This is a genomic window from Paenibacillus sp. NRS-1760 (genome assembly GCF_050467785.1).
GTDB lineage: Bacteria > Bacillota > Bacilli > Paenibacillales > Paenibacillaceae > Pristimantibacillus.
In genome coordinates this window covers 489,521-503,292 of record NZ_JBITPK010000010.1, presented here as the reverse complement: position 1 = coordinate 503,292, position 13,772 = coordinate 489,521, and the positions used below count along the sequence as shown (strand labels likewise).

The 13,772-nt window shown below is 45.9% G+C and carries 17 protein-coding genes; all 17 read right to left on the bottom strand.

What is annotated here, in order from left to right; translation table 11 throughout:
• Window positions 1-69 precede the first annotated feature (69 nt).
• On the bottom strand, window positions 70-1,395 hold the full coding sequence (gene obgE / locus ACIFSR_RS13255) for a GTPase ObgE (RefSeq protein WP_076270849.1): 1,326 nt from the start codon (window positions 1,393-1,395) through the stop codon (window positions 70-72).
• A gap of 13 nt (window positions 1,396-1,408) precedes the next feature.
• Window positions 1,409-2,146, bottom strand: a complete 738-nt coding sequence (locus ACIFSR_RS13250) for a Spo0B domain-containing protein (protein ID WP_430057743.1) — start codon at window positions 2,144-2,146, stop codon at window positions 1,409-1,411.
• A 209-nt stretch (window positions 2,147-2,355) separates the two neighbouring features.
• Complete coding sequence (gene rpmA / locus ACIFSR_RS13245) at window positions 2,356-2,667, bottom strand: 50S ribosomal protein L27 (RefSeq protein ID WP_076270851.1); 312 nt, start codon at window positions 2,665-2,667, stop codon at window positions 2,356-2,358.
• 88 nt (window positions 2,668-2,755) lie between these two features.
• A complete protein-coding gene (locus ACIFSR_RS13240) occupies window positions 2,756-3,094 on the bottom strand; it encodes a ribosomal-processing cysteine protease Prp (protein WP_054027239.1) in 339 nt (112 codons plus the stop codon).
• 11 nt (window positions 3,095-3,105) lie between these two features.
• Entirely contained in the window at window positions 3,106-3,417 is a 312-nt protein-coding gene (gene rplU / locus ACIFSR_RS13235) for a 50S ribosomal protein L21 (protein WP_053374798.1), read from the bottom strand.
• Between the two features lie 205 nt (window positions 3,418-3,622).
• The gene (locus tag ACIFSR_RS13230; protein ID WP_430057741.1) at window positions 3,623-4,852 is read right to left on the bottom strand and encodes an Rne/Rng family ribonuclease; all 1,230 of its coding nucleotides are present in this window, start codon (window positions 4,850-4,852) and stop codon (window positions 3,623-3,625) included.
• Window positions 4,853-4,889: 37 nt separating this feature from the next.
• Window positions 4,890-5,771 (bottom strand): M50 family metallopeptidase, encoded by an 882-nt coding sequence (locus ACIFSR_RS13225; protein ID WP_430057739.1) that lies wholly within the window; start codon window positions 5,769-5,771, stop codon window positions 4,890-4,892.
• A complete protein-coding gene (locus tag ACIFSR_RS13220) occupies window positions 5,764-6,681 on the bottom strand; it encodes a M23 family metallopeptidase (RefSeq protein WP_339207862.1) in 918 nt (305 codons plus the stop codon). Before ACIFSR_RS13220 ends, ACIFSR_RS13225 begins: the two co-directional genes overlap by 8 nt.
• Before the next feature lie 163 nt (window positions 6,682-6,844).
• Entirely contained in the window at window positions 6,845-7,990 is a 1,146-nt protein-coding gene (locus ACIFSR_RS13215) for an FtsW/RodA/SpoVE family cell cycle protein (protein WP_339207861.1), read from the bottom strand.
• Between the two features lie 7 nt (window positions 7,991-7,997).
• Entirely contained in the window at window positions 7,998-8,789 is a 792-nt protein-coding gene (minD, locus tag ACIFSR_RS13210; RefSeq protein ID WP_054027234.1) for a septum site-determining protein MinD, read from the bottom strand.
• 3 nt (window positions 8,790-8,792) lie between these two features.
• On the bottom strand, window positions 8,793-9,458 hold the full coding sequence (locus ACIFSR_RS13205; protein WP_076270856.1) for a septum site-determining protein MinC: 666 nt from the start codon (window positions 9,456-9,458) through the stop codon (window positions 8,793-8,795).
• Window positions 9,459-9,523: 65 nt separating this feature from the next.
• Window positions 9,524-10,048, bottom strand: a complete 525-nt coding sequence (gene mreD / locus ACIFSR_RS13200; RefSeq protein ID WP_076270857.1) for a rod shape-determining protein MreD — start codon at window positions 10,046-10,048, stop codon at window positions 9,524-9,526.
• On the bottom strand, window positions 10,045-10,893 hold the full coding sequence (gene mreC, locus ACIFSR_RS13195) for a rod shape-determining protein MreC (RefSeq protein WP_430057735.1): 849 nt from the start codon (window positions 10,891-10,893) through the stop codon (window positions 10,045-10,047). Before mreC ends, mreD begins: the two co-directional genes overlap by 4 nt.
• A 73-nt stretch (window positions 10,894-10,966) precedes the next feature.
• The gene (locus ACIFSR_RS13190) at window positions 10,967-11,995 is read right to left on the bottom strand and encodes a rod shape-determining protein (protein WP_076270859.1); all 1,029 of its coding nucleotides are present in this window, start codon (window positions 11,993-11,995) and stop codon (window positions 10,967-10,969) included.
• A 39-nt stretch (window positions 11,996-12,034) separates the two neighbouring features.
• On the bottom strand, window positions 12,035-12,724 hold the full coding sequence (gene radC, locus ACIFSR_RS13185; RefSeq protein WP_076270860.1) for a RadC family protein: 690 nt from the start codon (window positions 12,722-12,724) through the stop codon (window positions 12,035-12,037).
• Between the two features lie 90 nt (window positions 12,725-12,814).
• On the bottom strand, window positions 12,815-13,444 hold the full coding sequence (locus ACIFSR_RS13180) for a Maf family protein (RefSeq protein WP_430057842.1): 630 nt from the start codon (window positions 13,442-13,444) through the stop codon (window positions 12,815-12,817).
• A 54-nt stretch (window positions 13,445-13,498) separates the two neighbouring features.
• Complete coding sequence (locus tag ACIFSR_RS13175; protein ID WP_076270861.1) at window positions 13,499-13,741, bottom strand: DUF4321 domain-containing protein; 243 nt, start codon at window positions 13,739-13,741, stop codon at window positions 13,499-13,501.
• Between the last annotated feature and the right edge of the window lie 31 nt (window positions 13,742-13,772).

The window sequence follows — 13,772 nt, the reverse complement described above, 5'->3', positions numbered from 1 at the left end:
TTTGGGGCAATAGGCAAAACAAGAAAAGACGGCTTTCGCCGTCTTCATTTCTTAATATGTGCAAATGCTCTAGCCATTCGGATTATAGTCGCTGCCCTCAAAGAATTCAAAAGCAAAGTCGCCGATTTGAACCATATCGCCGTCTTTTGCCCCCATCTTGCGAAGCTCGGCATCGACACCCATTTTGCGCATCGTGCGTGCAAAACGCATAACTGCATCATAGGAAGTCAAATTCATCCGTTTCATGTAGTTGCTAATGCCAGCACTAACAATAACGAACACTTCATCTTCCTTATGGATGGTGAAAGTCGTCTCTTCGCGCTTCTCGTACGTATAAACTTTACGCTCAGCAACATCTTTCACATCTGCGATTTCAACTTCTTCTGAAACCGTATCAAGAATATCAGCTGCTTTATATAGTAGCTCCTGTACGCCTTTTTTCGTTAGCGAGGAGATTGGCAAAATTTCATATTGACGTTCACCGCTAACTTCTGCGAGCTTTTGCTTGAACAACTCAAGCTGCTCCTCAGAATCCGGCATGTCCATTTTGTTTGCAGCAATAATTTGCGGACGATCTGCTAGCTTCTCATTATAGAGAACAAGCTCCTCGTTGATTTTCACCCAATCATCAAAAGGATCGCGGCCTTCAGACGCTGACATGTCGATAACATGAACGATAACCCTCGTCCGCTCTACGTGACGAAGAAACTCATGACCAAGACCAACGCCTTCATGCGCTCCTTCGATAAGACCAGGCAAGTCAGCCATTACAAAGCTACGGCTATCCCCAACGTCAACGACACCTAGATTCGGTGTAATGGTCGTAAAGTGATAAGCGCCAATTTTCGGCTTAGCGCCAGATACGACAGATAGCAGGGTTGATTTGCCTACGCTTGGGAAACCAACAAGGCCTACATCTGCCATTACTTTAAGCTCAAGAACAACCCAGCGCTCTTGTCCTTCTTCACCATTCTCCGAAATATAAGGAGCTGGATTGTTTTGCGTAGCGAAGCGAATGTTGCCGCGTCCGCCGCGTCCGCCTTTTGCAATAACGATTTGTTGACCGTGACGAGTCATATCCGCAATAATTTCTTGCGTATCATCATCAACGATTATTGTGCCGGGCGGAATCCGTACGATTGTATCGTCAGCGCCTGCTCCGTGCATGCTTTTTACTTTTCCGCGCTCGCCGCGATCAGCCTTGAAATGCTTCTGATAGCGGAAGTCCATCAGTGTACGCAGACCCTCGTCAACTTGAAAGATCAAGTCGCCGCCTCGGCCTCCGTCGCCACCTGCAGGACCACCTTGTTCTACATACTTCTCACGGCGAAAAGAAACGATACCATCGCCTCCGTCGCCGCCTTTTACAAATATCTTCGCTTTATCGACAAACATGATGTGCCCCCGTTCATGCGCGCATTTCCGCCCTCAGCAACACCTTTGCATACGGCTGCTCGAAGTTGATCGGCTGCATTGGCGCGCCTTCCAACTGCTGTTGTATTTTTTGCTTCCATTGCTGTTCATTCATTAGTTCGCCATCATAATAGAAGGCTGCATACAGTGCATCCTTATCCAGCGATAGCGTAAGCGTAAGAACAGCAGCATTACCATAGCCAGGCTTAGCCGCAAACCGATATGCGTTAATCGTATGAATGAGCGTTTCGGCTATTTGATCGGCATCTGCCGTTATTTCGTTTAAATGAATGTCGCCTTTAATTACAATTTGTAACTCCAGCGAATTCGATATCGTACGAAACGATTGAATATAACTAATCAGTGATGGAACCCCTAGCTTGGATATACTGCTCTCCACAGCCATCCGTTCACTTATTTTCTCCACATACTCGGCGGCTTTATCCAGCTTTTTGAGCCTAATATAGCCAAACACGACTTGCAGGTCGTTCATCCAGTCATGACGATGATGATTGAGAGTTCTTATTGCAGAGTTTTGCAACGATTGAATCGTTCGCGCAGTCCGCTCTGCGTGCTCTTTCCGTTCCGTTCGTATCCAGTAAGTCGCAACAGCTATAAGCCAAACGAGAAAGACAGCAGTTAACCACACTTGATTGGGCCAAATAAGTACAGCGGCGCATGGCAATAAAATGGTTGCCGCCGCGTAATATTTCACCGTTGTTAAGCGTCCCATCGATTAAACCTACTTTCTTCGTATTTCCCGAAAATATAACAACATATATGTTATATTTCCCCGTCAAAGCTGCTTCAGCGTCCAAGACGCCTTAGGCATTTTTGCTTGCTTCCAGTATATCACGCAGCCGTCCTACGGTCATCAGCCATGGAATAAAAAAACCCGGCCAAGCGATGCAGGCCGGGGCTTGTTGCATATATAAGGTTGTATTAAGCTTCTACTGCTGCAGCTACCGGAGCAAGAACAGCTGGATACACGCTCACTTTTTTGCGGTCGCGTCCCCAACGTTCGAACTTCACTACGCCTTCTACTAATGCAAAAAGCGTATCGTCTTTCCCGATGCCTACGTTAGTTCCTGGGTGAATTTTTGTTCCGCGTTGACGAAACAAGATGCTTCCAGCAGATACGGTTTGACCGTCAGCACGTTTAGCGCCAAGGCGTTTCGACTGTGAGTCACGTCCGTTTCTAGTGGAACCTACACCTTTCTTCGAAGCGAAGAGCTGAAGATTCAGTTTCAACATAGTTATTCCCTCCTTCTAAAGGATTGGTGAGCAAAGCTGCACCGTAAGCATGAACTAGAGGCTTGTAAAACAAACCTGCACCGAATGCTTACGCATTAAGATGTTCATGAATAACGACATGCTTGCCGTATGATTTTGCAATAGTGTCAAGCATAACCGCCATCGATTCCAGCAGCAGCTGCATCCGGCCGTCTGAAGCCTCGTCTGCAAGCGTCGGAATATCCGACGATAGCCAGCCGTTCTTCATCTTGGCAGGGAGCTCCTCTCCCGCTAGAGCTTCGATCGCGTTAACGGTACCAACCGAGATGGCTGATACACCCGCACAAACGATATCTTTGCCGGGCTTCGCATATTTAGCATGTCCTTCGACCGCAAATGATACGATACGTCTGTCAGCGGCTCTTCGTACAAAGGTAACTGTTATCATAGAAATTCCTCTTACGCTTGGATTTTCTCGATTGTTACTTTTGTGAACGGTTGACGATGACCTTGCTTACGACGATAGTTCTTTTTGGCTTTGTATTTGTAAACGATGATTTTTTGGCCTTTGCCTTGTTTCTCGACTTTGCCTGTTACTGTAGCGCCGGAAACAACCGGAGTTCCAGTTACAAGACCGTCACCTTTAGAAACCGCCAAAACACGATCAAACGTTACGCTTTCGCCTGCTTCAGAATCCAGTTTTTCGATGTAGATTACATCGCCTTCCTGAACTTTGTATTGCTTGCCGCCAGTTACGATAATTGCGAACATTGTTGGTGCACCTCCTTATTTTCGAAGACTCGCCTAATTCAGGTGGCTCACGGCATGCGCCGCAAACGCTTGTTTACCCAATCGGAGCGGTACTTGTACGTCCCATTCCAATGAGGTACGAGACACACACCCAAAGATTGTACCATACTATGCAAGCTATATCAATTCATCCAACAAGAAAATTAAACTATTTATACAACTCTGATCATTTTATGTGCGCTCCGCAGCTCTCACAGCGCTCGATCAGTTGATGGACAGCATTCTCACGAGCCTTTTTACGTGTCATTTCAATTAAACCGAGCTTTGTCCAGCCCAAAATCGTACATTTGGTTTGATCATTGCGCGCTTTCTCTACGAGTCTTTGCATAACCTGCTCGCGATGGTTGTCCTGCTCCATATCAATAAAATCAATAATAATAATGCCGCCTACATCTCGAACTCGGAGCAATCTTGCAATCTCGTCTGCTGCTTCCATATTCGTGCGGAACACAGTGTCTTCAAGGCCAGATGTCCCAATAAATCTGCCAGTGTTCACATCTATAACCGTCAGAGCTTCCGTCACTTCCCATATGAGGTGCCCCCCGCAGGTAAGCTGAATTTTGCGCTCGAACGCTCTCGTTACCTGCTCCGTCACACGATACGTATCAAATAAAGAATTGCCTTGCCTTGATTCAAAACATTTTAACCGCTCACGAAGCTGAGGGGTCATTTCCTCCAGCAGTGCTGACGCTTCCTCAAACCTCTCCGCATTGTCTATCCATATTTCATCGATATCCATCGTAAGCGTGTCTCGTACAGCCCTCCGCATGAGACCTGCCTCTCTATGCAGCTCGCTTGGCGCACTCGCTTCCACGCTTCGTTCCGAAATGCTTTGCCAAATCTCTCTTAACCCAGCGACATCGGCATGCAAAGACAGCTCGCTTTCAGCGCCAGCCGCCGTTCGTAAAATAATGCCTTCCTCCAGCTCACGCAGCTTCTCGCCTATGGCTCGCAATCTCGACCGCTCGCTTTCGGAATTGATTTTTTTGGAAACGCCAATATAATCGGCATTTGGCATATAAACAAGAAACCGGCCAGGCAGTGAAAAATGTGTAGTGACACGGGCTCCTTTGCCACCCAGCGGCTCCTTCATAACTTGTACGAGCAATTCCTGTCCAGGCTTGACCATATTTTGAATGAGCGGCTTTTCAGCTGGCTGTTTTTCCAAATGAGGGTGGAGCAGCTCATCAATGTACAAAAATGCATTTTTAGCTAGTCCTACATCTACGAAAGCCGCCTGCATGCCAGGCAGCACGTTCACGACACGACCTTTATAAACATTGCCAACCAAACTGCTTGCTTTTGATTTTTCCATAAAAAATTCGACTAGGCGGCCATTTTCCAGTACAGCGGTTTGCAGCATTTCACCGTTAACGTGCATCAACATTTGCTTCATTCCTGAATATCACCTGCCCGTACGCTTTTCATCTATTTTAACTGAAAAGTTCCGACACTGCACGATTCGGATTATTTTCGGACAAACATCCTTCTACAATTTTCTGCTCCGGAAGCACTCTGACCTCCTTGCTGTGCGACTCCACCATATATATCAAATGATATCGCTCCCTTTGAAAGAGCCTTGCTACCGAGATGATTGACTGCTTGCCGCTTACGATTATAGGACTTGCAATGTGGCCGAGCCTCAGCGCCTGCAGCGTGATCCGTTCCCGGTACATCAGAAAACGATAAAACAAATATGGAACATTACGATAATATGTCCAGTTCGTCATCACAAGAAATATGCCGACAATGAGCAGATTGAGTTGAATGCCATCCTTATACACTAACCATGGAAGCAAGGAGACGATGATCATCAGCACACTAAAAAACAAGCTGACTCGCGCGCTCCAAATAAGCATTTTATAATAGTTAACCGTATAGCTTAATGCCGCCTGCAGCAGCTTCCCTCCGTCAAGCGGGTGAATAGGCAGCAGGTTGAACAAGCCGATCATTAGATTCGCTTTCCATACATACTCCGCCCATGCTAAGTCCCATATGCCAAGCTGCCCGCAGCCCCAAGCAGCTAGTCCCATCCAAACGTTTTGCAAGGGACCCGCAATCGCTACAATTGCTTCTTCTTTTGCAGGTACGCCGCCGGCTTCCTCAACCTCTACAACACCACCAAAGGGCAGCAGCTTTACTTCCTTTATCGTCCAGCCATAGCCCCGAGCTACAATAACATGGCCGATTTCATGGACAAGCACGAGTAAAAACAAGGTAATCAGCTCGGCAAAATATCCTGTCATGACCGACCCAAGCATAATGATAACGAACAACGGATGGACCGACCATAGGATTCCTTTCCATTTAATCAATCGGTATCACGCCCACGGGATCGATATACAAATCATTTTGTTTAACAGCAAAATATAGCAGGCTTGGCTGCGTACCTTCAGCTTTCAGCAGGTTGCCGATAGAATCCCCTGCCTCAACCCAGTCATTTACTTTAACACTTGTTTTCCCAAGCATCCCATATACGGTTACGCGCTGATTGACATGCTGGATAACAATAGTCGAACCTTGCGTGCTCTGATCTGATAATAGCAATACACGCCCCGTCTCTGCCGCAACAACCTCTGCTTCAGAGCTTCCAGCAAGCTCTATACCATTAAGCATCTCCGCAAACGTTCGAACTAGCGATCCTCCTTCCAATGGGGTTACGATAGGCAGCTTCACCGTTCCATCCGCGCCTACCGCAGGTTCAGGATTGTCCTGAAAAATAGGAATAAAGGATGGAGCCCCAGCAAACGTTTCCTTATACCAAGCAGCCGCAGCTGCAAAATCAATCTCATCCGTAAGTGCTTGTTTCACAAGCGCTTGTCCCTTGAGCGTGTATTCCGTATCATAGCGAAACATAGCCCATACCGCGCCAAATAACAGCAATGCTACTGCTAGCTTCCATTTCAGCTCCTTGCCGAAAGTATAATTATTTTTCCCGCCGCCTGATCCCGGATCGTTCTCATTCGATACAACTGGCCCTTTTACAAATCTTCTATTACCAACATACCCTTTGTCCTCGTTCCAATTTGCCCATGGATTAGGATTGGTTTTCCAAACGACCTCTGGATCAAGCTCCTCCGCCTCGTCTTCATCAAAATATTCGTGCTTGTATGGCATGCGAGGGTCTGAATATATGTCCTCTTCTTGTAAAGGCACAGAGTTCCGATCCCCTGTATTTTGATTTTTATGCTGATTGCGCCGCTTCTCATTATCCTTCATTAACATCTCATTTTTCCCCCGCTTCCATCGTCCTTGGGACAGCTTGTTCCTTTATACATGGATATGTGGGGATTGAGACAAGTATGCGAGCGCAGCTGATCATAAAAAAAAGCCACCCCAAGATCGGATAACATCCGTCTCAGAAGCAGCTTTCTAGCTTGGCTAACCTTTAGTCAGCCATCTCATATTTTTCTTGATGTGCCTTAATGCTGAATACAAGTCCGATTGACAGCATATTAAGCAGTAGTGATGTGCCTCCATAACTAATAAACGGCAGCGTAATTCCCGTAATTGGCATAATTCCAATCATCATTCCGATGTTTTGGAACACCTGGAACACATACATAGACACGATGCCAATAATAATGTACGAGGCTCGCAAATCATAACATTTAAAAGCAATAATAATCATCCGATATATGAGCAAGAAATACAAAAGCAATAAGATGGCTGCACCTTGAAAACCAAATTCCTCGCCTATAACAACAAAAATCGAGTCAGAATACGGATAAGGTACAAAACCGCCATTTTTCATATCGCCTTGCATATAACCGTCACCGTTTAAACCGCCTGAACCGATTGCAATTTGTGCATTTTCCGATTGATGTTTGTCATCTGCAGTTGCCGTCTCCGGATTAATGAATGTATTAATCCTTTTATGCCAATGTCCCATTTCATTATCTTTCAAGTAATTGTAAATTTCTTGATTGAATGTATTGAACAGAGAAACAAAAAGGACAAGACTTACAACAACGACGGTAATCCCTGTAATTACATGAGAATATTTGACATTCCCAATCCATAACATCCCTAACACGATAACTACGTATATGATCGCATTGCCGAGATCCGGCTGAATCATTACGAGCATAAACGGCAGGAAAGCAAATACTGCAATCGGAAGCAAATCTTGTGTGAACGTCAGCCGATCGCCTTGCCGTCGTCCCATAATATAAGCGATACCGATAATGAGTATAATTTTGACCATTTCCGCAGGCTGAAACGATAAGGCTCCAAACTGAAACCATCCTCTAGCCCCATTGATTACCGCTCCAAAGAAATAAACAAGAATCAACAATGTAACCCCTATGCCATAAAGGACATGCCAGCTCTTGAGAACGATACGATAATCAAATAAGGTGGCTGCGATAGCTACAAAAAAGCCTAAGCCGTAAAACTTCAGCTGTTTGATCTCATGACCGGCGTACTTTGGATTATTTGCAGTTGCACTATAGACAAGTACGATACTGATAATCATAAGGAAAACTAAGATTATCAAAATTCCCCAATCCAGCTTTTTTAATTTGTTAAGCAAGTCCTAATCATCCTATTCCGAGGAACTTACGGAAACGTTTGAACGCTCCCGCCTTCTCATCAAGCAGCATGAGAGGAACCATGTCGCCAAGTATGCGGCGTGCGATGTTCCGGTAGGCGATTGCGGCACGTGAAGCCGGATTCATAACTGTCGGCTCTCCGCTGTTTGCAGCAGAAATAACTTTCTCATCATCAGGTACGATTCCGATCAAATCGACTGCCAGCACTTGACAAATTTCATCGATATCCAACATTTCACCGGTTTTCATCATATTTTGACGAATCCGGTTAATGATTAGCTTACTTGGTATTTTCTCCTGCTCCAGCAGTCCGATTACACGATCGGCATCCCGCACCGCAGCGTTCTCAGGTGTAGTGATCACGATAGCCCGATCGGCACCTGCAATTGCGTTACGAAAGCCATGCTCAATCCCCGCTGGGCAATCAATAATAACATAGTCATGCTCTTTCTTGAGCTCTAAAATCATATTTCGAACTTGTTCAGGCGTAACAGAATCCTTATCCTTCGTCTGTGCAGCAGGAAGCATGTACAGCTCTTCAAAGCGCTTGTCCTTTACGAGCGCCTGATTCAAGCGGCAGCGGCCCTCGGCAACATCAACCAAATCATAAATGATTCGATTTTCAAGTCCCATAACCACGTCCAGATTGCGAAGTCCAATATCTGTATCAACCATGCAAACCTTCTTACCAAGTAAAGCTAGCGCGGTACCCAGGTTCGCCGAAGTGGTCGTCTTGCCGACGCCGCCTTTCCCTGATGTTACAACAATCGCTTCTCCCATATTCTACACTCCTTTAAACATTATAGGATTATGCCGTATGCGGAATAATTGCGCTAGCTTATCAATTTGCATTCTACCTTCACTTAAGAAGGCGAACTCCATAGAGGCATCGCCGGTCATCCATTCCTCTGGCGGCCTGCTGATTACATCCGCAATGCGGAGCTGAGTTGGCCGCATGAGTGAAGTCGCTATAATCACGTCCGTCCTCCCGCCAATCCCAGCATGCGCGGTTCCGCGCAATGCACCCAGCACATATATGTCACCTGTACACATTAAAGTACCGCCTGGATTCAAATCGCCGATTAAAAGTAAATCCCCATCATGCTCATAAGTTTGGCCTGAGCGTATAATAGACGTGAGCACTTGCAGATTAGGTTGCTGTCCGAGCTGAGGATCGATCTTAGGCGCTTCAGACTCAACAGATTGAACCATTAGGTTTCCTTGTGAACGTATCACGTTTTTGATGCGATCTTTATCATCATCAGAAATCTGCCTGGATCCAAGCTTCACCTGAACGTGAACAAGGGGACCTGTGAGCAACTGCTGATGCGTCTTCTCCAGCTTGTATTGCAATTCATCTAGAAGCGTCGCAAATTCACATTTATCGTCGAGAAGGAACACGAGACCTTCTTTTACACCCTTAATAATAATATGCTGCTTATCGGTCACGTTCGTCCCTCCCCAACCTAATGGATTCTTGCTAAGCTGGGCAAAATCCTGCCTGCAGCAATATTTTATTCCTCATCCTTCTCTGCTTTGACCAATGTCTGCCCTTCAAACCATTTTCGCGCCGGTACATAACACAAGAGTGCAAACGCCAGCTGTAAAAATAAACTAGGAAGGATATGATCGATAAGAGCCCATGCATAACTTTCATTCGTAATTCGAAATGCTTTGTAAATGAAATATATGGCGCTGTCATATAGAATGCAGGCAAAACCCACAACAGAAATCGCCATCATAAGCGTTGAACGGCGATGCTCCAGCAATACGCCAGTAAAGTAACCCATTAAACCCATAATAAACGCATTAATTCCAAGCAGATGACCAAAGTATACAATATCCTGAAGCAATCCGAAGCTTATGCCAAGCATGAGTGCAAGATGCCTTCTGCTATATAGACCTGAGAAGATGACCATTACAAATACAAAGTGAGGAATGATCCGTTGACCGAAGCCGGCTGGAATAATCCACGGCATCACTGCTCCCTCGATAACAAACAAGAGCAACATGAGCAGGATGATTCGGTTCAAGCTCATTTCTCGGCTTCCTCCATTTCAGGGACCTGAACAACAAATACCTCAGTCAGATGATCAAAACTTGCTGATAGCTTGACCGATGCCGTATATGTAAGGCCGAAGTCGCCAAGCTGCTTGTTTTCAACCGTTCCGACAACGAGTCCTCTTGGATAAATACCGCCTAGTCCAGATGTAATAACTGTATCTTGAAATTCCATTTTATCGTCTTCGGCGATTTTCGTCATAACGATTCTAGACGTTTCCTTGTTGTAGCTGCTCAGAACACCAAATGATTCATTCTCACGACCCATTATCGTCACAGCAATGGAGTTGAACGTTGGCGATGCTTCGTCAAGTTCTGTAATTGGAGTAACAGCTGCCGAATTGGGGGTTACTGAACTTACAAGACCGATCAACCCCTCTATGGTTGTTACGGCCATATTCGGTTTGATGCCGTCTCTGGAACCTAGGTTAATCGTCATCGTGCGGTTATTCGCATCGTTGCTGATCGATACAACCTGTGCGATCAAATAATTATAATTGTACATCTCTTTCTGACGCTGTGTGAACGAGAGTTCTGCCTTTAAACGTTCATTCTCTTTTTCTACGAAATTGTAATTAATCTTGTCACGAGAATAAGCTGCAGCTGTAAGGCGCAGCTGCTCGTTTTCTTCATAAATCGTGCGTAAATTGCTAATATCCTCGAAGAAGCCCGCTATATAACCAGCGGGCTTGTAGAACCATTGCTGCACGTATGCTGCCGAATCCTTCAAAAATTTCTCCGGCCACGATAATTCCTTGCGGTCGCTTAGCGAGAAGCCGATGACCGCTATGAATAAAATAAACCCGATCATAAGCATAAACATACGCTTATTTCTCATTAGCTTAAACAGCTCGACCACCTGCCCATTTCATATCCGTTTCCCCATCGGACCTAACTTAGCGTCTCGAACGAGATGAGCTTCTTGCTTTAAATAAATGAATATTATCGAGCGAGCGGCCAGTACCGATCGCAACACAATCAAGCGGATTGTCGGCAACAATAACAGGCATGCCTGTCTCTCTTTGAAGCAGCTTGTCCAGATTGCGCAGCAAGGCGCCGCCGCCTGTGAGTACGATACCCCGGTCCATAATGTCCGCAGACAACTCCGGCGGGCATTTCTCCAGCGTTACTTTCACCGCGTCAACAATGGCATTAACGGTATCTGCTAATGCTTCTGTAATCTCATCAGATGTAATCGCTAGTGTCTTAGGCAATCCCGATACGAGATCGCGTCCACGAATTTCAATCGTTTCTGGACGATCCAGTGGAAGTGCTGAACCAATTTCCATCTTCAGCTGCTCGGATGTACGTTCCCCGATCATGAGATTGTATTGTCTTTTAATATATTGAATAACCGCTTCATCCATCTCGTCACCAGCTACACGAATGGATCTCGCCGTAACGATTCCGCCTAATGAAATAACAGCAACCTCTGTTGTACCTCCGCCAATATCAACTACCATGCTGCCTGTCGGCTCCCATACAGGCAAATCAGCGCCAATCGCTGCTGCGAATGGTTCTTCAATCGTATAGGCTTCACGAGCTCCGGCTTGCTTAGTCGCATCCTCAACTGCGCGTTTCTCAACCGCTGTAATGCCTGACGGCACACAAACCATAACGTTTGGATGACGAGGAAATAAAGAACGCTGTTTTTGGGCTTGGCGAATAAAATATTTAATCATCGTAGCAGTTGTTTCAAAATCAGCGATAACGCCATCTTTCATTGGACGAACAGCACGAATGTTGCCAGGCGTTCTACCGATCATTTTTTTGGCTTGCTCGCCTACTGCTTCAATTGTTTTTGTATCTGTACGAAGGGCCACCACGGAAGGCTCCCTTACCACAATTCCTTTTCCCTTGACGAATACCAACGTATTCGCTGTTCCTAAATCAATACCCAAATCTTTCGAAAAACCACCAAACATGTTCTTGCTCCCTTCTAATTGCCACATCACTTTATTATATTACATATGACCTTGTTCCTTCAAACTTACGAATCTTCCGTCACCGATTACCAAATGGTCAAGAACTTCTATTCCGACTAGCTGTCCAGCCTCCGCTAAACGTCCCGTTAACGCAATGTCTTCTGGGCTTGGCGTAGGATCGCCGCTTGGGTGATTATGAACACAAATGATAGATGCGCTGTTACGTGAAATAGCTGCACGAAATACTTCTCGAGGATGTACTAGCGATGCATTAAGCGTACCGACAGATAAGGTTTCGCGGGCAATAATATGGTTTTTTGTGTTTAAAAACAAACATACGAAGTGCTCCTTCTTCAAATAGCGGAGCTCTTCCATCACATATTCCGCAGCATCCTGCGGCTTGCGCACAATAACCGTCTCACCAAGCTGACTCCGGGAAATTCTTCTCCCCAGTTCAATGCCAGCACGAAGCTGAATCGCCTTTGCCGGACCAATTCCTCGAATGGCTGTTAATTGTTCCATGCTCATATCCATTAAATTACGCAGGCTGCCGCATTGCTTAAGCACCGCTCCTGCCAAATGTACGGCGGATTGCCGCTTCGTACCTGTGCGCAGCAGTATGGCTAACAATTCGGTATGGCTAAGTGCTTCTGCCCCATATTTCATCATGCGCTCTCTTGGACGTTCTTCATGGGGGACTTCACGCAAAATCATAGGTTGCGGCAACATGTCCCAATCCCGCCTCTTCGAAAAAATGAATTATTCATATCCTGCCACATTCATGAAAAAAAATCCGATTGAAATCAATTAAGTTACCTTTTAAAAAACAGCAATGTCATAGGAAGCGAGCATGTCTGAGAGAAGCGATAACGGCAAGCCAACGACATTAAAATAACAGCCGTCAATTTGCTCTACAATCGTCGCTCCAAGTCCTTGTATGCCATAAGAGCCCGCCTTGTCCCTCGGCTCGCCGGTAGCAACGTACCTAGCAATTTGATCCTCACTAAGCGGCTTCATCATTACCTTCGTTTTGCGATGGGCAACCAATGCTTCCCCGCTTGTAGAGAGAACACAAGCAACTCCTGAATACACTTCATGGGAGCGGCCTTGAAGGCGTCTAAGCATAGACTTTGCCTCTTCGTCGTCAGCAGGCTTGCCAAGCACATCTCCGTCAAGCACGACAATGGTGTCCGCACCAATAATTAAAGACGTTGGTACCTCCTGCTTTTGTTGCAGTAAAGGTATGGCTGCTTTTGCTTTGCGCAGGCTGAGCTGCTCTACAACTTCCGATGGCGACCAGCCTGCTTCAATCGTTTCATCCGTATCAGTAGACAAAATATAAACCGGCAAAGAAAGGTCCAGCGATGCGACCAGTTCCTTCCGGCGCGGTGACGAAGAGGCCAGTACGAGCTGGCTAATCGCTTCGTTGCGTAATTTTTTATATTCCATAAATTGAATGCTGCGCTCCTTCATGCTTTCCTTCATGCGTCAATGTCTGCTGCTCTACATTTTGCGGTATAACCATATTGCAATTACGGCTCCAATTAAGCTAAACAAGCTGAATTGCAGATGAAGCGTTAGGTTGAAACTGAGCACATATAGATCGACAGCAGGTGACCATGATGTTTCGATTGGTTTCGTTAAAAAAGAGATGCCTGGAACTGGAGTCAGCCATCGCGCTACTAGAGCACCAGCCAACAATCCAAATATGATAAAAATGAGAAGAATCCAGCCGTTTTTCTTCATCTTTCAACGCCTCTCGCCATGAAATGACACC

Coding starts and splice junctions, on each gene's coding strand:
- ACIFSR_RS13240 (WP_054027239.1), bottom strand. CDS start 3,094: ATGATAACAGTTACCTTTGTACGAAGAGCCGCTGACAGACGTATCGTA.
- ACIFSR_RS13175 (WP_076270861.1), bottom strand. CDS start 13,741: ATGAAGAAAAACGGCTGGATTCTTCTCATTTTTATCATATTTGGATTG.
- mreC (WP_430057735.1), bottom strand. CDS start 10,893: ATGTTTATGCTTATGATCGGGTTTATTTTATTCATAGCGGTCATCGGC.
- minD (WP_054027234.1), bottom strand. CDS start 8,789: ATGGGAGAAGCGATTGTTGTAACATCAGGGAAAGGCGGCGTCGGCAAG.
- obgE (WP_076270849.1), bottom strand. CDS start 1,395: ATGTTTGTCGATAAAGCGAAGATATTTGTAAAAGGCGGCGACGGAGGC.
- ACIFSR_RS13190 (WP_076270859.1), bottom strand. CDS start 11,995: ATGTTTGGTGGTTTTTCGAAAGATTTGGGTATTGATTTAGGAACAGCG.
- radC (WP_076270860.1), bottom strand. CDS start 12,724: ATGTTGCCGCAACCTATGATTTTGCGTGAAGTCCCCCATGAAGAACGT.
- ACIFSR_RS13180 (WP_430057842.1), bottom strand. CDS start 13,444: ATGGAATATAAAAAATTACGCAACGAAGCGATTAGCCAGCTCGTACTG.
- ACIFSR_RS13230 (WP_430057741.1), bottom strand. CDS start 4,852: ATGAAGCAAATGTTGATGCACGTTAACGGTGAAATGCTGCAAACCGCT.
- rpmA (WP_076270851.1), bottom strand. CDS start 2,667: ATGTTGAAACTGAATCTTCAGCTCTTCGCTTCGAAGAAAGGTGTAGGT.
- ACIFSR_RS13250 (WP_430057743.1), bottom strand. CDS start 2,146: ATGGGACGCTTAACAACGGTGAAATATTACGCGGCGGCAACCATTTTA.
- ACIFSR_RS13220 (WP_339207862.1), bottom strand. CDS start 6,681: ATGTTAATGAAGGATAATGAGAAGCGGCGCAATCAGCATAAAAATCAA.
- rplU (WP_053374798.1), bottom strand. CDS start 3,417: ATGTTCGCAATTATCGTAACTGGCGGCAAGCAATACAAAGTTCAGGAA.
- mreD (WP_076270857.1), bottom strand. CDS start 10,048: ATGAGCTTGAACCGAATCATCCTGCTCATGTTGCTCTTGTTTGTTATC.